General features: G+C 55.6%; 23 protein-coding genes. 15 read left to right on the top strand and 8 right to left on the bottom strand.

The window, feature by feature from the left end:
* Positions 1 to 99 precede the first annotated feature (99 nt).
* The gene (gene glnL / locus AC14IB_RS00640; RefSeq protein ID WP_484230082.1) at positions 100 to 1176 is read left to right on the top strand and encodes a nitrogen regulation protein NR(II); all 1077 of its coding nucleotides are present in this window, start codon (positions 100 to 102) and stop codon (positions 1174 to 1176) included.
* Positions 1173 to 2609 carry a nitrogen regulation protein NR(I) gene (glnG, locus tag AC14IB_RS00645; protein WP_484230083.1) on the top strand — a complete coding sequence of 479 codons (1437 nt, stop codon included), beginning with the start codon at positions 1173 to 1175 and terminating at the stop codon, positions 2607 to 2609. The genes glnL and glnG overlap by 4 nt, the downstream gene beginning before the upstream one ends.
* Before the next feature lie 39 nt (positions 2610 to 2648).
* On the opposite strand, the gene AC14IB_RS00650 is transcribed toward glnG, so the two are convergent.
* From AC14IB_RS00650 to AC14IB_RS00660, 3 genes are read right to left on the bottom strand one after another with little or no spacing between them, the layout of a single operon-like run.
* Entirely contained in the window at positions 2649 to 3014 is a 366-nt protein-coding gene (locus AC14IB_RS00650) for a DUF3106 domain-containing protein (RefSeq protein WP_484230084.1), read from the bottom strand.
* Entirely contained in the window at positions 3001 to 3339 is a 339-nt protein-coding gene (locus tag AC14IB_RS00655; RefSeq protein ID WP_484230085.1) for a hypothetical protein, read from the bottom strand. Before AC14IB_RS00655 ends, AC14IB_RS00650 begins: the two co-directional genes overlap by 14 nt.
* Positions 3336 to 3905: an RNA polymerase sigma factor gene (locus tag AC14IB_RS00660; protein ID WP_484230086.1), complete on the bottom strand. Its 570-nt coding sequence runs from the start codon at positions 3903 to 3905 to the stop codon at positions 3336 to 3338. Before AC14IB_RS00660 ends, AC14IB_RS00655 begins: the two co-directional genes overlap by 4 nt.
* A gap of 169 nt (positions 3906 to 4074) precedes the next feature.
* Between AC14IB_RS00660 and AC14IB_RS00665 the strand changes: the two genes are divergently transcribed.
* Positions 4075 to 4539, top strand: coding sequence for a tRNA (cytidine(34)-2'-O)-methyltransferase (locus AC14IB_RS00665; protein WP_484230087.1), 465 nt, complete (start codon positions 4075 to 4077; stop codon positions 4537 to 4539).
* A gap of 18 nt (positions 4540 to 4557) precedes the next feature.
* Here AC14IB_RS00665 and secB read toward each other — a convergent pair whose 3' ends face one another.
* Genes secB through rsgA form a run of 4 tightly spaced genes read right to left on the bottom strand, consistent with a single transcriptional unit; the run spans position 4558 to position 6805 of the window.
* Positions 4558 to 5019: a protein-export chaperone SecB gene (gene secB, locus AC14IB_RS00670; RefSeq protein WP_484230088.1), complete on the bottom strand. Its 462-nt coding sequence runs from the start codon at positions 5017 to 5019 to the stop codon at positions 4558 to 4560.
* Positions 5020 to 5043: 24 nt separating this feature from the next.
* Positions 5044 to 5298 (bottom strand): glutaredoxin 3, encoded by a 255-nt coding sequence (grxC, locus tag AC14IB_RS00675; RefSeq protein WP_484230089.1) that lies wholly within the window; start codon positions 5296 to 5298, stop codon positions 5044 to 5046.
* Positions 5299 to 5323: 25 nt separating this feature from the next.
* The gene (locus AC14IB_RS00680) at positions 5324 to 5734 is read right to left on the bottom strand and encodes a rhodanese-like domain-containing protein (protein WP_068857545.1); all 411 of its coding nucleotides are present in this window, start codon (positions 5732 to 5734) and stop codon (positions 5324 to 5326) included.
* Positions 5735 to 5782: 48 nt separating this feature from the next.
* Positions 5783 to 6805 (bottom strand): small ribosomal subunit biogenesis GTPase RsgA, encoded by a 1023-nt coding sequence (gene rsgA / locus AC14IB_RS00685; RefSeq protein WP_484230090.1) that lies wholly within the window; start codon positions 6803 to 6805, stop codon positions 5783 to 5785.
* Positions 6806 to 6886: 81 nt separating this feature from the next.
* Here rsgA and orn point away from each other — a divergent pair, with 81 nt between their 5' ends.
* Positions 6887 to 7453 (top strand): oligoribonuclease, encoded by a 567-nt coding sequence (gene orn, locus AC14IB_RS00690; RefSeq protein ID WP_068857543.1) that lies wholly within the window; start codon positions 6887 to 6889, stop codon positions 7451 to 7453.
* Here the strand turns inward: orn and queG are convergent.
* A complete protein-coding gene (gene queG / locus AC14IB_RS00695) occupies positions 7440 to 8543 on the bottom strand; it encodes a tRNA epoxyqueuosine(34) reductase QueG (RefSeq protein ID WP_484230091.1) in 1104 nt (367 codons plus the stop codon). The genes orn and queG overlap by 14 nt on opposite strands.
* A 26-nt stretch (positions 8544 to 8569) precedes the next feature.
* Here queG and AC14IB_RS00700 point away from each other — a divergent pair, with 26 nt between their 5' ends.
* The 11 genes from AC14IB_RS00700 (at position 8570) to AC14IB_RS00750 (ending at position 20410) form a co-directional block, all read left to right on the top strand.
* Complete coding sequence (locus tag AC14IB_RS00700) at positions 8570 to 9421, top strand: NAD(P)H-hydrate dehydratase (protein ID WP_484230092.1); 852 nt, start codon at positions 8570 to 8572, stop codon at positions 9419 to 9421.
* A gap of 13 nt (positions 9422 to 9434) precedes the next feature.
* Positions 9435 to 9902 (top strand): tRNA (adenosine(37)-N6)-threonylcarbamoyltransferase complex ATPase subunit type 1 TsaE, encoded by a 468-nt coding sequence (gene tsaE, locus AC14IB_RS00705; RefSeq protein WP_484230093.1) that lies wholly within the window; start codon positions 9435 to 9437, stop codon positions 9900 to 9902.
* Complete coding sequence (locus AC14IB_RS00710) at positions 9899 to 11149, top strand: N-acetylmuramoyl-L-alanine amidase (protein WP_484230094.1); 1251 nt, start codon at positions 9899 to 9901, stop codon at positions 11147 to 11149. Before tsaE ends, AC14IB_RS00710 begins: the two co-directional genes overlap by 4 nt.
* A gap of 9 nt (positions 11150 to 11158) precedes the next feature.
* Positions 11159 to 12970, top strand: coding sequence for a DNA mismatch repair endonuclease MutL (gene mutL / locus AC14IB_RS00715; protein WP_484230095.1), 1812 nt, complete (start codon positions 11159 to 11161; stop codon positions 12968 to 12970).
* A gap of 8 nt (positions 12971 to 12978) precedes the next feature.
* Positions 12979 to 13926, top strand: a complete 948-nt coding sequence (miaA, locus tag AC14IB_RS00720) for a tRNA (adenosine(37)-N6)-dimethylallyltransferase MiaA (protein WP_484230210.1) — start codon at positions 12979 to 12981, stop codon at positions 13924 to 13926.
* A gap of 134 nt (positions 13927 to 14060) precedes the next feature.
* Positions 14061 to 14378: an RNA chaperone Hfq gene (hfq, locus tag AC14IB_RS00725; protein WP_484230096.1), complete on the top strand. Its 318-nt coding sequence runs from the start codon at positions 14061 to 14063 to the stop codon at positions 14376 to 14378.
* A gap of 8 nt (positions 14379 to 14386) precedes the next feature.
* Positions 14387 to 15694 carry a ribosome rescue GTPase HflX gene (gene hflX / locus AC14IB_RS00730; protein ID WP_484230097.1) on the top strand — a complete coding sequence of 436 codons (1308 nt, stop codon included), beginning with the start codon at positions 14387 to 14389 and terminating at the stop codon, positions 15692 to 15694.
* 13 nt (positions 15695 to 15707) lie between these two features.
* Positions 15708 to 16835: an FtsH protease activity modulator HflK gene (hflK, locus tag AC14IB_RS00735; RefSeq protein WP_484230098.1), complete on the top strand. Its 1128-nt coding sequence runs from the start codon at positions 15708 to 15710 to the stop codon at positions 16833 to 16835.
* Entirely contained in the window at positions 16835 to 17707 is an 873-nt protein-coding gene (hflC, locus tag AC14IB_RS00740; protein WP_484230099.1) for a protease modulator HflC, read from the top strand. The genes hflK and hflC overlap by 1 nt, the downstream gene beginning before the upstream one ends.
* 195 nt (positions 17708 to 17902) lie before the next feature.
* Entirely contained in the window at positions 17903 to 19090 is a 1188-nt protein-coding gene (locus tag AC14IB_RS00745; protein ID WP_484230211.1) for an ATP phosphoribosyltransferase regulatory subunit, read from the top strand.
* Between the two features lie 24 nt (positions 19091 to 19114).
* Entirely contained in the window at positions 19115 to 20410 is a 1296-nt protein-coding gene (locus AC14IB_RS00750; RefSeq protein ID WP_484230100.1) for an adenylosuccinate synthase, read from the top strand.
* Positions 20411 to 20412: the final 2 nt, after the last annotated feature.

Here is a 20412-nt window from a genome sequence, read left to right on the forward strand (position 1 = left end):
GGGCGTGATGGCGCTGAGACATCAATTCCAGCAATTTGCGCTGAATGGGTGCAATTTTTGCAGGCAATCACCATTACGTTGTCTATTCCTGAGACTTTCATGCACCAAGCCCGAATCGCCAAACGCTTGCTCGATAATCTCAGTACGGCGGTGCTGTTATGCGACACACAGCTTCGCCTACGCTATTTAAATCCGGCAGCCGAAAGCTTGCTGGCGGTGAGTCATACCCGTGCCATTGGTGCAGCCTTGTCAGATGTACTGGTTGAGACGCACCAAAACACCGAGGAAGCCCTGCAAGAAACCCTGCACAGTGGGCATCCCTTTACTAAGCGTGAGGCATTATTGCGCGTTGGTTTGCGCGATATCGTGGTGGATTATTCGGTATCGCTCATGCAGTCGCCCGAAGAGGAAACACAGCTGCTCATTGAGATACAGCCGCGCGATCGCTTGCTGCGTATTGCCCGTGAAGAAGCCATGCTGGCCAGTCATCGCGCCACGCGGACGCTGGTTCGCGGGGTTGCCCATGAAATTAAAAACCCGTTGGGTGGCATTCGAGGCGCGGCCCAGTTGTTGGAGCGTGAGCTGCCCTCGGCGGATCTGAAGGAATACACGCGCATCATCATTGAAGAGGCTGATCGCTTGCGTTCACTGGCGGACCGTATGTTAGGCCCCCGGCGGTTGCCCACTATCCGTAGTATGAATGTGCATGAGTGCTTGGAGCGGGTGGCGGGTTTGCTGGCTGCCGAGGCTGATGGTCGCGTTCAGCTGATTCGCGATTATGACCCGTCATTGCCCGATATCGTGGCGGACCCTGATCAAATCATTCAGGCCATGCTCAACATCGGCGGTAATGCCTTACAAGCCTTGCTCGAGAATCCCAGTGATCGTGAGCCCACGTTGACCCTGCGGACACGTCCGGTGCGGCAATTCACCATTGGTGCCAAACGCCATCGCTTGGTGCTTAGGGTAGATATTCGTGACAACGGCCCCGGGATTCCCGGTGATCTCTTGGAGTCAATGTTTTACCCCATGGTGAGTGGCCGCGCCGGCGGTTCCGGACTTGGCCTGTCGATTGCACAGGACATCATTCATCAATACCACGGTCTGATCGAGTGTGAGTCGAAGCCGGGTGATACCACGTTTAGTATTTTTCTGCCTTTGGATGCCAAAAAATGATGACGAAACAGGTATGGGTTATCGATGATGATCGCGCCATTCGCTGGGTTCTGGAGCGCGCCCTGACTCAGGCAGGTTTAAAGGCAACGTGTTTTGAAGATGCCGGCAGCGCGCTGGACCAGCTCGATGACGAGCAGCCGGCAGTAATTGTGACGGATATCCGTATGCCGGGCATGGATGGGCTAATTTTTCTTGCCAAGGTGCGCGATCGATTCCCTGATGTGCCGGTCATCATCATGACAGCGCACTCGGACTTAAGTTCAGCGGTAGCGTCTTACCAAGGTGGGGCCTTCGAGTATCTGCCCAAGCCCTTTGATGTGGACGAGGCCGTTGCCCTCGTGAAGCGCGCAATTGCTCACCATGAAGAGCAGCAGATCGAAGCGGTGCCAGATCTTACCGAGACGGCACGCAGCACCGGTATTATTGGCGAATCTCCGGCGATGCAGGAGGTCTTTCGTGCCATTGGCCGTTTAAGCAACTCCAATATCACCGTCTTGATTAATGGCGAATCGGGCACCGGCAAAGAGCTGGTTGCCGGTGCGCTTCATCAGCACTCGCCACGAGCGCGTAAACCCTTTATTGCGCTGAATATGGCGGCAATTCCCAAGGAGCTCATGGAGTCAGAGCTCTTTGGCCATGAAAAAGGTGCGTTCACCGGCGCAAGTACTCAGCGCGTCGGACGCTTTGAGCAAGCCAACGGCGGCTCACTCTTTCTCGATGAGATTGGCGATATGCCCATCGATACCCAAACCCGATTACTGCGGGTGCTAGCCGACAATGAATTCTATCGCGTGGGCGGGCATGTGCCGGTCCGTGTCGATGTTCGAATCATTGCGGCAACGCATCAAAACCTAGAGAAGTTGGTGGCAGAGGGCAAGTTCCGTGAGGACTTGTTTCATCGACTCAATGTGATTCGGGTGCACATCCCGCGCTTGCGTGATCGCAGCGAAGATATCCCTCGTTTGGCCGCATTCTTTATGACGCGTGCCGCTCGGGAGCTGCAAGTAGATCCCAAGTCACTGACGCCCGAGGCCGCCAGTTATTTGCAGCAGCTGCCTTGGCCCGGCAATGTCCGTCAGCTAGAAAACACCTGCCGATGGCTCACCGTGATGGCCTCGAGTCGCGAAGTGCTGATCTCGGATCTGCCGCCGGAGTTGCAGCCGGGTGGCGAGCAAGAGCCGCAGTTAATCTCTACGGGTTGGGAGCAATCGCTGGCGCAATGGGCAAAACGGGCATTACAAAACTCTCCGACCATGCCTTTGTTGGATGCGGCGGGCCCTGCATTTGAGCGCGTGTTGATTCTTGAGGCCTTGCAGCATACCGGCGGACGCCGTCGAGATGCCGCCGTGGTTTTAGGCTGGGGGCGTAATACGCTGACGCGCAAAATTAAAGAGTTGGGTTTAACCGTGGCGGGTGACGACGAGGAGGAGTGAGTCTGTGCTGGCGTTCCCTGCCAGCAGCAAAAGTGGACGTTAGTTAGCTTTTGGGCAGCGTGCTTTATGCGGGCTGTTTTGCATGGCCTCACGACGCTGCAAGGGCGTCATGCTCTGCCAGCGCTCACGCAATGTGCTGCGAACCTCAGGTGGAAGTTCACGCAGCTCACGCCAACGGTTTTGCAAAGCCTCTCGGCAATCTGGGGATAACTGCTGCCAATTATCCGCACGCTTCAAGAGTTTTTCGCGACGTTCATTGGGCAGTGTCTCCCAAGTCGACTGAAAGTCAGCTAAGACCTGCTGATGCTCAGGCGTCAGGCGATCCCAATCAGGGGCATCCGCTGCCGCAAAGTTACTCAGCAGGCCACAAACGGCTAGGCAAAGGAGCGCATTAACGGCCTTCACTGGCAGCTTCCTCCATGGCCATCAGCCAATCAATTTCTTCTAGCATTTGCCCTTCAACACCGGCGGGAACGGCAGCTTGAGAGCTGCTGCTGGCCTTCATGAGCCAACTGCCTGGCATGGCCAACATAAAGGTCACACTGGCTGCCAATGCGAGGCCACCAGACCATTGCAGGCGATGCGGGCGGGTGGGCGGCTTAAGGCGACCAGCGGCGATATCGGCGACGCGGGCTTCCCATGCGGCATCCGCTTCGCTGGCGGCTTTGGTTAATGTGGCGGCAACGCGCGCGGCGAGGCGTGCGTCATCCAACGTGAGTTCGTTGCTCATGTCATATCCTCCGCCGTGGTGCCAATAGCACCCAGCTTCGCCCGAATGTTGTTTAGCGCGCGGAAGTAATGCGTTTTCACGCTGCCTTCGGCGCAACCCATAATTTCAGCAGTTTGCGCGGTGTCATAACCTTCCCAGGCGCGCAGCAAAAAGGCTTGCTGTTGGCGCATGGGCAGCTCTTTCACGGCGTCTAAAACGACATCCATGTTGTCGGCACGCTGCAGCAGCGTGACGGGGTTGTGGTCCACGGTTTCCGGAATCTGTTGCCATGGATCTTCCACGCCTTCTTCATCAGGAGACTCCAAAAATGTGAACCATTTTCGTCGCCGTGTTTCGCGGCGGAAGTGATCCATTAATCGGCTGTGTAAAATACGGTGGAATAATGGTCCCCAGCTGGCTGGGTCGTGTTGTCCGTACTTGGATACCAGTGTCAGCATCGCTTCTTGCACAATATCTTGCGCGACATCGCGATCGCGCGTGGCAAACTCAGCCGTCATACGGGCGCGTCGACTCACATCGCGTAAAAAAACCTCGATGGAGTTCGGGGCGGGGCGGCGTGCAGTCATAACTTTGGGTGTCGAACTTAAAGAACGCACACCATAGGCGAGAGCGCTGTTCGCGACAAGATCCATAATCGATATGCTCAACTAATCATCACGCCTTAATCAACGGGTGTTCATGGGATAGGTTGACGCTAGACGAATCGTTTTTTGTTCAATTTGAGTGAGTAAGGCAATGTGGAATGTGGTTCTGTTTGAGCCGGAAATCCCCGGAAATACCGGCAATATCATTCGCTTGTGTGCTAACACGGGGGCTAGCCTGCATTTAGTGAAGCCACTGGGCTTTGAGCTGGACGATAGCAAGCTAAAGCGTGCTGGTCTGGATTACCACGAATGGGCTCAGATCAAAATTCACGATGACTGGTCGGCGCTTCGGCTGGCCTTAAGTGAGCAGCGCTGGTTTGCTATCACCACCAAAGGTTCAAGCTCCGCCTTTGAGACGAGCTTCCAGGCTGGTGATGTGTTGGTGTTTGGGCCGGAGACGCGAGGCTTGTCAGCGCATTACTTGGCTGAATTTGATTCAGCACACAGGCTAAGATTGCCCATGCAGGCAGATAGTCGCAGTTTGAACTTATCAAACAGTGTGGCTGTTATGGTCTATGAGGCATGGCGCCAAGCGGGCTTCGTGAATGGCCGCTGAGCTTGGCGCCAGAAGCACTTAGTGAGCGGTGGAGGCAGCGGCCTCTTCAGCTTCGTGACGCTGACGCTCAGCGTAAACGGCATCGAAGTTGATGGGCTGCAGTAATAACTGTGGAAAGCTGCCCTTGCCGACAATGTCGGAAATCGCTTCACGCGCATAAGGGAAGAGCAGGTTCGGGCAGTATGCGTTTAGCAAGGGACCGAGTTCAGGTTCGGCAAAGCCTTGAGCTTGAAAAATCCCGGCTTGCTTTACTTCAACCAAAAAGGCGACCTGGCCTTCATTTTTGGCGGTAACAGTCAGGCCGAGTGTGACTTCATAATGGCTGCCATCTTCAAGACGCTCGTGCGCGGTGGAGAGCTCGATGCTGACTTCTGGGCTCCAGGTCTGCAAAAACACGCGGGGCGCGCCTGGCACTTCAAATGAGCTGTCTTTTAAGTAGATACGTTGCAGAGCAAATTGCGGCTGTACGGCGTCGGACATGGTTATTCTCGTTAGGGGTTCGCGTTAAGTATTTAGTAAGGCGTCAAGTTGACCATTGCGCTCTAGCGCATACAGGTCATCACAGCCGCCGATATGTTGATCGTTAATAAAAATTTGTGGCACGGTGCGCTGCTTCGTGCGAGCCACCAAGGCCATGCGCTCGGCCTGATCGAAGCTTACATCGACTTCGCGATAGGTCAGGCCTTTACGCTGAAACAATTGTTTTGCGCGCACACAGTAAGGGCAAACCTGCGTGGTATAGATGACAATATCGTTCATGTTTGCTCTCAGCGATCACGCAGAATTAACGGACGAGGGGTAGGCCTTGTTGGCGCCAGCCTGAGATGCCATCACCGAGAAAGCTAATGTCAGTCGCGCCGGCGAGTTTCAGCGTTTTAGCTGCCGTACTGGCGACTTGACCCAAGGCGCAGACCACAATAATGGGCTTGCCGAGCTTGACCAGTTCCGCTGCTTTTTCACTGACCTGGCTGTAGGGAACATTCATGCTGCCGGTGATATGGCCTTCACGAAATTCCTGAACATTGCGGATATCAATGACGCGCGCATCGTGTTGATTCACCAAGCGAGATAGCTCATTGCCGGAAATGCGACGGCCGCCACGTTGCGACTCAGTGACAACAAAGGCAATGAGCAGCGCGATAAAGCTGCTGACCAGCATGGGGTGGTTACCCATAAACTCAAAAACGCGATCCATGATTTACTCAATAAGCAGTGGCGGAAAAGGCCGGAGTATACCCTGCGGTTAGCGTGCTTCCAATTCACTGATCAGACGTTGAAAGCTGGCCAAACGGCGTGCTTGGATATGACCGTCTTCAACGGCCTGCAAGAGCGCGCAACCGGGCTCCCGCGCATGTTTGCAGTTACGGAAACGACATTGCCCTAAGTGATCTTGGAACTCAATAAAGCCTGATAAAAGCTGCTCACGATCCATGTGCCAAACACCAAATTCGCGAATGCCGGGCGAGTCGATGAGCGCACCACCTGCCGGCAAATCGAACCAGATCGCGGTGGTGGTGGTGTGCTGGCCCAGCTTAGAGCCGGTGGAAAGCTGATGCACTTTTTGGTTCACATCCGGTAGCAGTGCATTAATAAGGGAGGACTTGCCCACGCCAGACTGGCCGACAAAAACCACGGTGCGTTGTGCGACTAAGGCATGCAGATCGCCCATGTCGCCATGGGCCGACAGCGTGCGGGTTTCGTAACCCAGTGCTGCAAAACTCTCGAGGAGTGCGCCCAGTTCTTTGGCCTGTATTGGCGTCATCACATCGGCTTTATTTAACACAATGACCGGACGGATGCCGGTGGTTTCGCAGGCAATGAGGTAGCGGTCAATCAGCTCAGGTGAGGGCGTTGGCTCGGGAGCAATGACCAGCAGAATGCGATCAATATTGGCCGCAACCGGCTTGAGCTTGTTGTAAGGATCGGGACGTACGAGCACCGAGTGTCGGGGCATGAGCGCAGTAATGACGCCCGTGAGTCCATCGGCAGCGGGTTGCCAAATCACGTGATCACCGGTGACCAAGGCATCGATATTGCTGCGTCGATGGCAGCGAAAGCGCTGACCCTGTAGGTCGCCTTCCAGCGCCTCAATGGCGAGTTGCACACCATAGTGAGCAATCACGCGGCCGCGTTGCTCAGCACCCAGTTCGCCACCCGCAAGCAAGGCATCAGCCTTTGCTTCACGTTTTTCTGCGCGCGCGATACGTTCCGATTGAATGCGATCAATTCGAAAACCTTGTTGGCGGCTAATGCGGCGTTGACTCATGCAATTCCTATCGGGCTGGGCTGTCGCGGTCTGCTATGCTTGTGGCCATTGTGCCACTGATGGCGAGTGCTGGGAGTGTTCATGAGTATTAACAAAGCGAGCAATCTGGTCTGGATTGATTTGGAAATGACCGGGTTGAACCCTGACACGGATCGTATCATTGAGATTGCAACCATCGTGACGGATGCGCATCTCAATATTTTGGCGGAAGGCCCAGTGCTGGCCATTCACCAAAAAGACATCGTGCTAAATGCCATGGATGAGTGGAATACCACGCAGCACGGTAATTCAGGCCTGATCTCGCGCGTTCGGCGCAGCACCATTTCAGAGGCCGACGCTGAGGCCCAGACGCTGGAGTTTTTGAGTCGTTTTGTTGACCCTAAAAAGTCGCCGATTTGCGGTAACTCGATTTGTCAGGACCGCCGCTTTCTGTATCGCAGCATGCCCAAGCTCGAGTCTTTCTTTCACTACCGTAATTTAGATGTGAGCACGGTTAAAGAGTTGGCGCGTCGCTGGTACCCGGATCTGTTGCAACGATTCACCAAGAAGAGCTCGCACCTGGCCTTAGATGACGTGAAGGACTCCATTGAAGAATTGCGCTACTACCGTCAGTACTTCTTCAAGCTGCCTGGCTTTAGCGAAGAGTAAGTTGTTGCTGATTGATCGCCCAGTCTAGGTGCTCGGCCAGCACGTCATCGAGTTGCTCGCTGTTCGCGAGTGACTGCTTGCGAGCCTTAAGTGCAGTCAAAATCTCCGCAGACTGCGGCGCATTTCCCAAAGCGATCGAGAGATTCCTCAGCCAACTGGGATAGTTCATGCGGCGCAGGGGCATGCCTTCGGTTTGCTTTAGCCAGGTGGCTTCATCCCAAGCCCAAAGATCGAGCAGGGATGGGCCATCAAAGGCGTGGCGGGGCGTGAAGGCGGCCTCCTGACTGGCTTGAGCGTAGCGATTCCACGGGCAAACCAGCTGGCAATCATCGCAACCAAAAATGCGGTTACCGATAGCTCGCCTTAATTCCAAAGGAATCACGCCGCGGTATTCAATCGTTAAGTAGCTAATGCATTTGCCGGCATCGAGTGTGTAGGGCGCGACAATGGCTTTGGTGGGGCAAACATCGATACAGGCTTGGCAGCTGCCGCAATGATTCGTGACGGGCGTATCCACGGGTAGCGGTAAGTCGGTAAATAACTCCCCCAGGAAAAAGTACGAGCCAGCGCTGCGGTTCAAAATGACCGTGTGCTTACCCATCCAACCGAGTCCCGCTTGACTGGCCAGCGCTTTTTCCAGCACGGGGGCGGAGTCGACAAACGCGCGATAACCAAAAGGCCCCACCGCTGCAACAATGCGGTCCGCTAGGTGTTGTAGGCGTTTGCGAATAATTTTGTGGTAGTCGCGGCCCAGAGCATAACGCGCCAAGTACGCTCGGTTACCGTCATTCAGAATTTCATGGATGCGCGGTTCGGCCGGCAAATAGTCCATGCGCAAACTAATGATGCGTTTCGTGCCTGGAATTAATGCTTCCGGGTCGACACGTTTGGGCTCGCGCAACCACTCCATATTGGCTTGAAAGCCCTTGTCCAGCCAGTTCGCCAGATGCTCAGGGTGCTCGCCGAGATCGGTGTCGGTAATGCCAACTTGTTGAAAGCCGAGCTCTCGCCCCCAGCGCTTAATGTCGGTGGCGAGTTCGTTAAAATTAAGCGTATTGCTGGCTTCTTGCTGTACAGGGAGTCGCCTCATGGCGCGCATTCTGCCATTCTTAGGGGATGACCACCAAGACCAACCCCATCCTGATCACAGATGCGCTGCATGCTGACTTAGCGCAGTGCTGGCTGAAGCCCCGTGCGCGTGATGCCCATAAAGGGCAGTTCGGACCCACGCTTTTGGTGGGCGGCGATGTCGGCTATAGCGGGGCCATTTTACTGGCAGCAGAAACGGCATTGCGGTGTGGTGCAGGCGTTACGCAGGTGGCTTGCGCTCCGCTAACAGCGGCTACGTTATGGCTGCATCGGCCTGAACTCATGGCGAAATCGGTGGCTCAGCGCAGCGATTTGCAGCCCTTGCTGAGTGGGGCGCGAGTGGTGGTCGTTGGTCCTGGGCTGGGGCTGGGGGCATGGGCGCAGCAGCTTTGGCCTACGCTGGCCGAGGCCGGTGAAAAGCAGGTATTAGATGCCGATGGTTTGAGCTGGCTGGCACAAAATCCGCAGCCACATCCTGCACGCGTGTTGACGCCGCATCCGGGAGAAGCCGCTCGATTATTGAACTGTTCGGTGCAAGCGATTCAGCAAGATCGAATAGCAGCGGTTGAGGCCTTGCAATCGCGTTATGGCGGGGTCGTCATCCTTAAGGGTGCGGACTCGTTAATTAGTGACGGCAAGCAATGTTGGCAATGCCCTGCGGGTAATCCGGGCATGGCCACGGCGGGTATGGGTGATATTTTGGCGGGCGTGGTTGCGGCGTTGTTGGCACAGCATGTGCCTGTATTTGAGGCGGCGGCGCTGGCGGTGAGTTTGCATGCCCGTGCCGGTGATATGGCCGCTGAGCAGGGGCAGCGCGGTATGCTGGCCTCCGATTTATGGCAGCCTTTGCGCCACTTGTTGAACCCTAAGATGCTTTAAAGTGAGTTTGTCGATGTCATCTCAAACATTTGATTTAGCAGACGCTGAAGCGACAGTTGCCTTAGGGCACAGGCTGGGCAAGCTATTTTCAGGCTCAGGTGTAGTCTATCTGCAGGGTGATTTAGGTGCGGGGAAGACAACGCTGACACGAGGCATCTTGCAGGCATATGGGCACACGGGTCCCGTAAAAAGTCCAACCTACACCTTGGTTGAGCCCTATGAGCTGCCGGACACCACGGTTTATCACTTTGATTTGTACCGACTACTCGATCCAGAGGAGCTGGAGCTCATGGGCTTTAGAGATTACTTTCACCCTCAGGCTTTGGCGCTAGTGGAGTGGCCGGTTCGTGGCGAACCGTTGCTACCGTCACCAGATTGGTTGATTGCACTAGAGGTTACGGAGAGTGGCTCTGGACGAGTTGCACGCCTCACGGCTGTGTCTGGTGCGGCTAACGATATTTATATGAGAGTTTTTGCATGAAGCAGGCGTTAGGTTGGGGGCGTTGGCTTTTCGTCTCGGCATTCTGTTTATGGTCTGTGAGCGCCTTGGCGGCGCAGATTGTCGGCGTACGTTCTTGGAGCGGTGAGGACAGTACGCGTCTGGTTTTAGAGCTGGATAAAGCAACTGAGTTTCGTGTCAGCGAAGACAGTACGCCGGGTCGCATTATTATTTTGCTGCCAGGGGCTAATACCACGATAGAAGGGCCACGCTGGCCCGCTCAAGTAGGGGCTCTCGAAGCGATGCGTTTGGATACGAGCTCGCGTACGCCGCGACTGATTCTGGACTTAAAGCAAGAAGCAGAGGCCAAAGTATTTGCGCTTAGCCCCAGCGCTCAATACCAACATCGCCTTGTTATCGATCTGATGCCTCGGAATACTAATACCGTCATTGAGGTGGTGCCTCCTGCGAAGGCCAAAGCCGCGGTTCGCGCCGAGCCTAAATTGCCCGAAATTAAGTTGCCGGAAAAACCCTCGCGTGGGTTGTCAGGCCTGTTTAAATCCAGTGGACGTAAAATCGTCGTCTCGATTGATCCTGGCCATGGTGGTGAAGATCCCGGCGCGATTGGCAGTATGGGTACGTATGAAAAGCGCGTGACCCTAGCGATTTCCCGTGAGCTGGCGAATTATCTCAATAACCAAGACGGTATTCAGGCAGAGCTCACCCGCGATGGTGACTTTTATATTCCACTGCAGCAGCGCCGCAAAATTGGCCGTGAAGTGCACCGTGCCGATATTTTTGTCTCCATTCATGCGGATTCAGCGCCCAACCGTAAAGCGCATGGCGCTTCAGTATTTGCGTTGTCGTTAAAAGGAGCTAACAGCGCAACCTCCCGATTTGCCCAACAGTTAGCGGAGCAGGAAAATAAATCGGATTTAATCGGTGGTGCGGTTGCTGTGAGCGACGATATCTCCGGTGTTTTAGCGGGCATGTTGATTGAGGGCACGCTCAAGCACAGCTTGGAAATGGGCAGGATGATCTTGGGAGAAATGCAGCCGCTTGTGGGCAAATTGCACAGCCCACGGGTGGAGCAGGCCGGCTTTGCTGTTTTAAAAGAGCCGGGCATGGTGTCGCTGCTGGTTGAGACGGGGTTTATTTCGAATCCAGATGAAGAGCAACGCTTAGCTGATAGTGACTATCAGCGCGAATTGGCAGTAAAGATTGGCAATGGAATTCTCAATTTCTGTCGTCAGTATCCGGTGCCCGGCACCTATTTCGATCAAAACTGAGGTTGCCGCGTGGCCCGTATTCATTTGCTTGATGCCCGCCTGGCTAACCAGATAGCGGCGGGTGAAGTCGTCGAGCGCCCCGCCTCGGTGGCGAAAGAGCTAATTGAAAATGCCATTGATGCCGGTGCACGCGCCATTGATGTTCAAGTCGAGCAGGGTGGTATTGCGGGGCTGCGTATTCGCGATGATGGCGACGGCATTGCTAAGGAAGATTTGCCGTTAGCCTTGGCGCGTCATGCCACCAGCAAAATCCATCATTTAGACGATCTAGAAGCCGTGGCCACCTTAGGGTTTCGCGGAGAGGCCTTAGCTTCGATAGCTTCGGTGTCTCGCCTCACACTCACTTCTAGCCAAGTGGAAGAGGGTGTGGGCTGGGCCGTGCGCTCAGAAGGGCGTGATATGTCGGCGGTGGTCGAGCCCGCGCGCCATCCACGCGGAACGACGGTTGATGTGCGCGATTTGTTTTTTAATACGCCCGCCCGCCGGAAGTTTTTGCGCAGTGAAACCACCGAATTCGGCCATTTAGAAGAAACCGTGCGCCGACTGGCCTTGGTGGCGCCGCAGGTCAGTTTTAGCCTGAGTCATAACCAGCGCCAGCTCTGGCAGCTCAAGCCAGCACACGATGAGCTGTCCTTAAAGCGACGCTTGAGTCAGGTCTGTGGCCCGGCCTTTGTCGCGGCAGCGCAGCCAGTGTCCATTGAGTCGGCAGGAATTCATTTACACGGATGGATTGCCTTGCCAACGTTTTCGCGTGCGCAAGCCGATCTCCAGTACTTTTTTGTCAATGGTCGCCATGTTCGCGATAAAACCGTCTCGCATGCGGTGCGTCAGGCCTATGCGGATGTTTTATTTCATGGGCGTCATCCGGCATTTGTGCTGTATCTCGATATAGATCCGGCGGCGGTCGATGTGAATGTGCATCCGACAAAGCACGAAGTGCGTTTTCGCGAGCAACGCAGTGTTCACGACATTATTTACCGGGGCTTGCATCGTGCGTTGGCGAGTGTGCGTCCACAGGATGCTGCGCCCGTGCATCATGAGACAGCGGGGGCCTGGCTGGGCGCATCGGGTTCGGTGAGCCCAGTGCGGGCAGGCGAGATGCCTCAATATGCCGCGCCTACTCACCAGGCCGGGTTGGACTGGAGTGCCGGCGGGTCGGCGCGAGAAGCTTTTGCAGAGTATCTGCGTGCCCCCGCGACCGCGCCAACGATGGCTATGTTGGATGATCAGGCAGGGCCGCCGCCCTTGGGTTATGCCTTGGGGCAGCTTCATGGCGTCTATATCTTGGCGCAAAATGCCGAGGGGTTGGTTCTTGTGGACATGCATGCGGCGCACGAGCGCATCGTGTATGAGCGTTTAAAGCGTGCTCAGGGTGGTGAAGGCATCGTGGCGCAACCGCTGCTGGTGCCGATTAGTCTGGCGGTTAGCCAGCGTGAAGCCGATCTAGCGGAAACCAGTGAAGCAGCACTCACGGAAATGGGCATTGCCCTGCAGCGCGTAGGTCCAGAGACCTTGTTAATTCGGGCTGTACCGTCCTTGTTGGCGCAGGCTGGCGCAGAAGCTTTAGTGCGTGATGTGCTGTCGGACCTGCTCACTCATGGTCAAACGCGGCGGGTAGAAGAGCAGCGCAATGAATTGATGGCCACGATGGCCTGCCACGGTGCCGTACGCGCCAATCGTCAATTAAGTCTGACCGAAATGAATGCGCTTCTGCGTGATATGGAAGCCACGGAACGCAGCGGCCAGTGCAACCATGGCCGCCCGACGTGGACGCGCCTGACCATGGCGGATCTCGATCGGCTTTTTATGCGGGGTCGCTAATGTCCGCTATGACACAGGTACCCGCCACGCTACCTCCCGCCTTATGTTTAATGGGGCCCACGGCGGCCGGAAAAACCGCTTTAGCCATGGCGCTGGTGGTGCAGGGTGTCGGTGAAATTATCTCGGTGGATTCCGGCATGATTTACCGGGGCATGGATATTGGTACGGCCAAGCCATCAGCGGACGAGCTGGCGTTGGCGCCGCATCGTCTCATCGATATTCTCGATCCTGCACAGGCGTATTCGGCTGCCGATTTTCGTCGCGATGCCTTGCAAGCCATGCACGAAATTACGTCAGCAGGACGTGTACCGATTCTAGTAGGCGGCACCATGATGTATTTCAAGGTGCTGCGAGATGGCCTGGCTCAGTTGCCAGAGGCTAATGCCGAGTTGCGTGCCGCGCTCGATGCTGATGCCGCTCGTGAAGGCTGGCCAGCATTGCATGCGCGCTTGCAGGTCGTGGATCCGGTCGCAGCCGCTCGTATTCCGCCACATGATAGCCAGCGCTTACAGCGCGCCTTGGAGGTCTGGCTGTTGACGGGCAAAACCTTGACTGCCTGGCATGCGGAGCAATCGCCTGTGGAGGCGCTGCCGTGGCAGATGCATTGGCTGGCGATTTCGCCCCCAGACCGAACGGTATTGCACCAGCGGATTGCGCTGCGCTTCGATCAGATGCTGTCGCAGGGCTTGATTGAGGAAGTGCAAGCATTGCGTCAGCGCGGCGACCTGCATCTAGGCTTCCCGTCGATGCGATCTGTTGGCTATCGCCAAGTTTGGCAATATTTGGATGGCGAATTTGATGCCAAGGAATTGCGCGAGCGCGGTGTGGCCGCTACGCGTCAGCTCGCAAAGCGCCAGCTTACCTGGTTGCGTAGCTTCCCTGATGTCACTTGGTTAGACCCTCAGCGTGACGACTTGGTCGCACATGTCACTGCACTTCTGTCGGCGTCCGCTTGAAATAAAAAGCAACTGCCCCCACAGTGGCTATCAAGTTGTCCTGTTTTTGGGGTGGCTATTTCTGCTTTGCAGAGAGCTGGCGCTACGCCGGTCCATTTGGATCGACTCATTTTGAGTCATTTGAGGAAGTTTTTATGTCTAAGGGACAAACATTGCAGGATCCATTCCTGAACGCGCTTCGTAAAGAGCGTATTCCTGTGTCTATTTTCTTGGTTAATGGTATCAAGCTGCAGGGCCAGATTGAGTCGTTCGACCAATACGTGGTGCTGCTGAAAAATACCGTTAGCCAAATGGTTTATAAGCACGCAATTTCTACGGTGGTTCCAGCACGTAATCCGCGCACCAGCTTGCCGGGCAGCACCGTGCCGATTGGTGGTGCAGTGGCCGGTACGGCTTCCAGCCTTGAAGATTTCGATGACGAGGAAGATGAAGATCAGCCAAGCTTCACCTGAGGTCTGGCATGGAGTACTTTGAGCGACCAGCGGGTGGTGAGCGCGCCATCTTGGTTCATCTTGAGCTAAAGCAGCACGGCCAAGATGAAGACCTGCATGAGTTTGAGCTGCTAGCGGCTTCGGCAGATGTGCAGGTGCTCACCATCGTCACGGGCTCCCGTCAGCGACCCGATGCGCGACTCTATGCGGGTACCGGCAAGGTCGCTGAGATTGCTGCTTTGGTGGCCGAGCTGGATGCCGAGGTCGTGCTGTTTAATCACGCCTTATCGCCTGCTCAAGAGCGAAATCTGGAAAGTGTCCTGAATTGCCGTGTGTTGGATCGCACCGGGCTGATTTTGGATATCTTCGCGCAACGTGCGCGTACCCATGAAGGCAAGCTGCAAGTAGAGCTAGCCCAGCTCGATCATTTGTCGTCACGATTGGTGCGGGGCTGGACTCACTTGGAGCGTCAAAAGGGCGGCATTGGCTTGCGCGGCCCCGGTGAAACGCAGCTCGAAACGGACCGCCGCCTCCTGCGTATTCGGATTGAAAACCTGAAAGAGCGTTTGGAAAAAGTGCGTCAAACGCGCGCACAAGGGCGAGCGGCTCGGCAAAAAGCAGGCATGCCCACGGTCTCGTTGGTGGGCTACACCAACGCGGGAAAATCGACACTCTTTAACCGATTAGCTGGCGCTGATGTCTACGCAGATGATCGCTTGTTTGCTACTCTCGATCCTACCTTGCGGCGCCTCAATTTAGATGGCATCGGCCCCATGGTGCTGGCCGATACGGTGGGTTTTGTGCGCCATTTGCCGCATCAGCTGGTGGATGCTTTTCGCGCTACGCTAGAAGAAACAGCACAAGCGGATTTGCTTTTGCATGTCGTCGATGCGGCGAGTGCAGATCGGGATATTCATTTGCAGGCCGTTCAGGCGGTGCTGCAAGAAGTGGGTGCGACAGCGCCGGTATTGTTGGTTTACAACAAAATTGACGCGCTGGCTGATCGCGAGCCGAGCATTGATTGTGATGATCAAGGCCGCCCGCAAGCGGTATGGATTTCTGCCCGTGATAACTCAGGCATGAATGAGTTGTTGCTAGCCATGCAGGCGTGCTTGGCAACACCATGGGAATGGCTGTGGCTGGAACTGCCGCCTCAGCTTGCGCGTTTGCGCTCTCGGCTTTACAGCTTGGGTGTGGTGGAAGAAGAAGTGGCAAATGAGGCGGGCGGCTGTCGCTTGCATGTACGAATTCAAACCCCTGATTTGGCGCAATGGTTAGTGCGCGAAGGGCTTACGCGAGCTGATGTGGTGGTTGATCTCGACCCTGCAGCAGCCTAATGGGAGTTTAGTGATGGCGTGGAATCAACCAGGTTCTGGGCAAAAGCCTGAAGGCGAAAAGCCCGATCCGTGGGGGCGCAAGCCAGCGGCAGGCGGGCCTAAAGGTCCTTCGATGGCCGAAAAGTTGGGCGGCCTGTTTGATGGCTCGGATCCATCCGGCGAAAAACAGCTGTCACGCTTATTGCTGCTCGGTGCCTTTGCGCTTTGGGTGGTGTTTGGCTTCTATCGCGTAGAGCAAGCCGAGCGAGCCGTGCTTTTTCGATTCGGTGCCTTTCAAAGTATTCAAACGGCGGGTTTGCATTGGCATCCGCCTTTAATGGACTCGGTGCAAAAGGTAAATGTTGAGCGTACGGAGCAGATGCCACTCAATGCCAGCATGATTACCGAAGATGAGAACATTGTTGATATCTCGCTGTCGGTTCAATACCGAATTGCCGATGCACGTCTCTATGCCTTATCGGTTGCTAGCCCTGAATCCACGTTGGCGCATGCGACCGAATCAGCCCTGCGCCATGTCGTGGGTAATGGCACGATGACGCAGATCCTCAATGAGGGCCGCGCGCGCGTGGCGCAAGACATTCAGCCGCGCCTGCAATCGTATTTAGATCGTTATAAGACCGGCCTTAGCGTGCGTAACGTGAACATCTTGGAGGCGTTGCCGCCGAAAGATGTGAAGTCTGCATTTGATGATGTGATTCGCGCCAAGGAAGACAAAGAGCGTCTGAAAAACCAAGCTGAGACCTATGCGAATGGCATCGTGCCGGAAGCGCGAGGTCAGGCGGCGCGCTTGGTGGCCGATGCTGCTGGCTACAAGCAAGAAGTGGTTGATCGCGCTCAAGGTGATGCCTCCCGCTTTAGAGGCTTGCTGGCAGAGTACCGCTTGAATCCGGGGGTCATGCGCTCGCGTATGTACCTCGACATGATGAATGACGTCATGAGCAAAACCAGCAAAGTGGTGGTTGAGCCCAAGGGTGCGGCCCCGTTGCTCTATTTGCCGATGGATAAGCTGGGCTTGCCTGCGGTCACGGTGCCTGCGGCGCCTGCACCCGCAGCAGGAGCGGGTCCTATCATTGAGCCGGCAGCGACTTCAGCGGCTCGGGATTTCGTTCGTAGTGGCCGAAACTTGGAAGGAGCACGCTAATGGGCTCGCGTAATGTATCGGCGTTGACCGTCGTTCTATTCATTCTGTTTATTGTGAACAGTGCTTTCTTCACGGTCAGTGCCACTGAGCGTGCGGTGATGTTGCGTTTCGGTGAGGTTGTGGAGGCTGATCTAAAGCCCGGTCTGCACTTCAAGATCCCGATGGTGCATGAGGTGCGTCGTTTCGATGCGCGTCTGCAGGTTAGTGATGCTGAGCGCACCGAATTCTTGACCAAAGAAAGCAAGTTTTTGATTATCGATGCCTACGTGATGTGGCGTGTGGATGATGTGAAGCGCTTCTTTACGGCCACGGGCGGCGATATCAAACAAGCTGAGTCTCGCCTGTTGCCTCTGGTTCGTGATGGTCTGAAAAATCGCGTGTCTGAACGCACCGTTAAAGAGGTGGTTTCGGGTCAGCGTGAGCAGCTCATGATTGATCTAACCAAAGCGGCTAACACGGTAGCCAGTCGCGAGTTCGGTATTCAGGTCGTTGATGTTCGCGTCAAGCGCGTTGATTTTCCGAACTCCACGCTAGAGTCGATCTATAACCGTATGCGTACTGAGCGTGAGCGTGAGGCGCGTGAGCATCGTTCGCAAGGTACGGAAATGTCGGACCGCATTAAGTCGGAGGCGGAACGTCAGCAGCGGGTGATTCTGGCGGAAGCGTATCGCCAAGCAGAAACACTGCGCGGCGAGGGTGATGCGCTGGCAGCATCCATTTCACGCAAAGCCTTTGGGCAAGATGCTGAGTTCTACAAGTTCTACCGCTCTATGCAGGTTTATCGCAACACCTTCAATAAGCCCAGTGATGTTATGGTCTTGAAGGGGGATAGTGAATTCCTGCGCTATATGCAGCGCTCTGGTAAGCAGTAACCACCAAGACCGCTAGCCGTGAACGGCTGGCGGTCTTGGGCAATACGCTAAATCCTGTGTTAAACTGCACCGAACCGAGTATTGACTCGGTTTTTTTGTGGCCTGCCATCCATGGCGGCCACCCTCCGGGCCGTCGCTAGCGCGACGTCAAAAATGTCTCCCGGATATTTTTTGTGGCTGAACTTGCGAGAAATCATGGTCAAACCGGTCGATGCCTGGTTGCTGCCCGATGGGGTGGCGGATGTGCTACCTGCTGAGGCGGCTCGTCTGGAGTCGTTGCGACGCCGTTTGCTGGATCGATTCTCCAGTTGGGGTTACGCACTCGTTTTTCCGCCATTAATGGAATATCTGGATTCTCTCCTGACCGGCTCCGGCAGTGATCTGGATGATCTGACCTTCAAAATTACGGATCAGCTCAGTGGTCGCATGATGGGCGTGCGCGCCGACATGACGACGCAAGTTGCTCGCTTGGATGCGCATTGTTTGCCTGTGCAAGGCCCAGCACGCTACTGCTACGCCGGTACTATTTTGCAAGCACGCCCCACTGGCCTGTCTGCGTCGCGCTGCCCTGTGCAGATTGGCGCCGAGCTCTATGGTCACGCGGGGGTAGAAAGTGACATTGAAGTCATCCGACTCATGCTCGACGGGCTGCTGCTAGCGGGCGCCAAAAACATCACCTTGGATTTAGGGCACGTTGGCATCTTCCGTGCCTTTGTGCAGGCTGCGTCGGTGTCTTCGTTAGCGGAGTGTCAGCTTCAGGCCATTCTCTCGCGTAAATCATTGCCTGAATGGCGCGAGCAACTGGCGGCATTGGTTCCGCAGACAGATATTGCTCAGGCGCTAATGCCACTGCCAAGCTTGTCTGGGGATGTTTCGGTGCTGTCGCGTGCAGCGCGTGCGTGGTCGGACGCCCCCCCGGCGGTCGCTGATGCGCTGGCCGATATTCAAGCCGTGGTTTCGGCGCTACACCTGTCACACCCGCAAGTGAATATTTATGTGGATCTTGGTGAACTGCGTGGCTACCACTATCACACCGGATTAGTGTTCGCAGCGTATGTCGCTGGACAGCGTAGCGAAGTCGCGAAAGGAGGCCGTTACGACCATGTCGGCGAAGCCTTCGGTCGCGCCCGCCCCGCCACAGGATTTAGTGCGGACCTTAAGCAGTGGCTGGATTTTGATCATCAGCCGGCCATAGCGCGCGGCATTTTGGCGCCTGCTGGCGAGGCTGCCGCGCTATTACAAGCCATTACCGATGCGCGAGCCGATGGTCAGCGTGTTGTGCAGCAACTTCCGGGTGCGCCGGTGTCGGCGGCGGAAGTGAGTTGTGATCGAGAATTTCTTTTTGAAGATGGGCGCTGGCAAGTGCGCACTATCGTTTCCTGAATCCTGCAAATTAGAGACTGAGTCATGGGCAAGCATGTAGTGGTTTTGGGTACCCAATGGGGTGATGAAGGTAAAGGCAAGATCGTTGATTTATTAACCGATAACGCCCAAGCCGTAGTGCGCTTTCAGGGTGGCCACAACGCCGGCCATACACTCGTTGTAGAGGGTGAAAAGACAGTTCTACATCTCATTCCATCGGGCATTTTGCGTGCCGGGGTTCAGTGTTTAATTGGGAATGGTGTGGTCTTGGCTCCCGATGCACTGCTGAAAGAAATGGCTTACCTAGAAGCCAAAGGCGTGCCGGTTCGTGAGCGTCTTAAGGTGTCTGCTGCCTGCCCATTGATTCTGCCCTACCACGTAGCCCTGGATAAGGCGCGTGAAGCCGCTCGCGGTAAGTCAGCCATTGGCACTACCGGTCGCGGTATTGGACCAGCCTATGAAGACAAGGTGGCGCGTCGCGGTTTGCGTCTGGCGGACTTGTATCGTCGTGAAACGTTGGCGGCCAAGCTCGGCGAAATCATTGCCTACCATAACTTCCAGTTGGTGAATTACTACAAAGTCGACCCGATCGACTTCCAAGAGGTGCTGGATCTGGCGCTGGCTTGGGGCGAACAGCTGCGTGACCTCGTGGCCGATGTGCCAGGTATTTTGCATGACTTCCGTCGTGCCGGTGCGCGCATCATGTTTGAGGGTGCGCAAGGCTCGTTGTTGGACATCGACCACGGCACCTACCCGTATGTGACGTCATCGAATACCACGGCCGGTGGTACCTCAACGGGTTCCGGTTTTGGCCCGCTCTACCTCGACTATGTGTTGGGTATTACCAAGGCCTACACCACACGTGTCGGCGGTGGCCCCTTCCCAACCGAACTGTTTGATGAAACCGGTGCACATCTGGCCAAAGTGGGTCATGAGTTTGGCTCAACGACGGGTCGTGCGCGTCGCTGTGGTTGGTTCGATTCTGTGGTGCTGCGTCGTGCCGTTGAGCTCAATTCCATCTCAGGCATTTGCTTAACCAAGCTCGATGTACTGGACGGCTTGGCCTCAGTCAAAATTTGCACCGGGTATGAAACACGTGAGCCTGGCTGCATTGAAGGCATGATGTCGGATGCTGTGGCGTATGAAACAGTTGTTCCAGTTTACGAAGAGCTGCCGGGCTGGACAGAATCCACCGTGGGCGTGCAATCGCTAGATAAACTGCCGGAAAATGCGCGCGCCTACATCAAGCGTATTGAAGAGCTGGTCGGTTGCCCAATTGATATCATTTCGACCGGTCCTGACCGCGAAGAAACGATTGTGTTGCGCCATCCTTTCCAATAAAA

Source organism: Perlucidibaca sp. (assembly GCF_057084925.1).

What these genes read in the sequence shown, in the direction of transcription:
- hfq (WP_484230096.1), top strand. Translation starts at nt 14,061, where the DNA reads ATGTCTAAGGGACAAACATTGCAGGATCCATTCCTGAACGCGCTTCGT.
- grxC (WP_484230089.1), bottom strand. Translation starts at nt 5,298, where the DNA reads ATGAACGATATTGTCATCTATACCACGCAGGTTTGCCCTTACTGTGTG.
- miaA (WP_484230210.1), top strand. Translation starts at nt 12,979, where the DNA reads ATGACACAGGTACCCGCCACGCTACCTCCCGCCTTATGTTTAATGGGG.
- AC14IB_RS00665 (WP_484230087.1), top strand. Translation starts at nt 4,075, where the DNA reads ATGTGGAATGTGGTTCTGTTTGAGCCGGAAATCCCCGGAAATACCGGC.
- tsaE (WP_484230093.1), top strand. Translation starts at nt 9,435, where the DNA reads ATGTCATCTCAAACATTTGATTTAGCAGACGCTGAAGCGACAGTTGCC.
- glnL (WP_484230082.1), top strand. Translation starts at nt 100, where the DNA reads ATGCACCAAGCCCGAATCGCCAAACGCTTGCTCGATAATCTCAGTACG.
- orn (WP_068857543.1), top strand. Translation starts at nt 6,887, where the DNA reads ATGAGTATTAACAAAGCGAGCAATCTGGTCTGGATTGATTTGGAAATG.
- queG (WP_484230091.1), bottom strand. Translation starts at nt 8,543, where the DNA reads ATGAGGCGACTCCCTGTACAGCAAGAAGCCAGCAATACGCTTAATTTT.
- AC14IB_RS00710 (WP_484230094.1), top strand. Translation starts at nt 9,899, where the DNA reads ATGAAGCAGGCGTTAGGTTGGGGGCGTTGGCTTTTCGTCTCGGCATTC.
- hflK (WP_484230098.1), top strand. Translation starts at nt 15,708, where the DNA reads ATGGCGTGGAATCAACCAGGTTCTGGGCAAAAGCCTGAAGGCGAAAAG.
- AC14IB_RS00655 (WP_484230085.1), bottom strand. Translation starts at nt 3,339, where the DNA reads ATGAGCAACGAACTCACGTTGGATGACGCACGCCTCGCCGCGCGCGTT.
- hflX (WP_484230097.1), top strand. Translation starts at nt 14,387, where the DNA reads ATGGAGTACTTTGAGCGACCAGCGGGTGGTGAGCGCGCCATCTTGGTT.
- AC14IB_RS00700 (WP_484230092.1), top strand. Translation starts at nt 8,570, where the DNA reads ATGACCACCAAGACCAACCCCATCCTGATCACAGATGCGCTGCATGCT.
- secB (WP_484230088.1), bottom strand. Translation starts at nt 5,019, where the DNA reads ATGTCCGACGCCGTACAGCCGCAATTTGCTCTGCAACGTATCTACTTA.
- rsgA (WP_484230090.1), bottom strand. Translation starts at nt 6,805, where the DNA reads ATGAGTCAACGCCGCATTAGCCGCCAACAAGGTTTTCGAATTGATCGC.
- hflC (WP_484230099.1), top strand. Translation starts at nt 16,835, where the DNA reads ATGGGCTCGCGTAATGTATCGGCGTTGACCGTCGTTCTATTCATTCTG.
- AC14IB_RS00750 (WP_484230100.1), top strand. Translation starts at nt 19,115, where the DNA reads ATGGGCAAGCATGTAGTGGTTTTGGGTACCCAATGGGGTGATGAAGGT.
- AC14IB_RS00745 (WP_484230211.1), top strand. Translation starts at nt 17,903, where the DNA reads ATGGTCAAACCGGTCGATGCCTGGTTGCTGCCCGATGGGGTGGCGGAT.
- AC14IB_RS00660 (WP_484230086.1), bottom strand. Translation starts at nt 3,905, where the DNA reads ATGACTGCACGCCGCCCCGCCCCGAACTCCATCGAGGTTTTTTTACGC.
- glnG (WP_484230083.1), top strand. Translation starts at nt 1,173, where the DNA reads ATGATGACGAAACAGGTATGGGTTATCGATGATGATCGCGCCATTCGC.
- AC14IB_RS00680 (WP_068857545.1), bottom strand. Translation starts at nt 5,734, where the DNA reads ATGGATCGCGTTTTTGAGTTTATGGGTAACCACCCCATGCTGGTCAGC.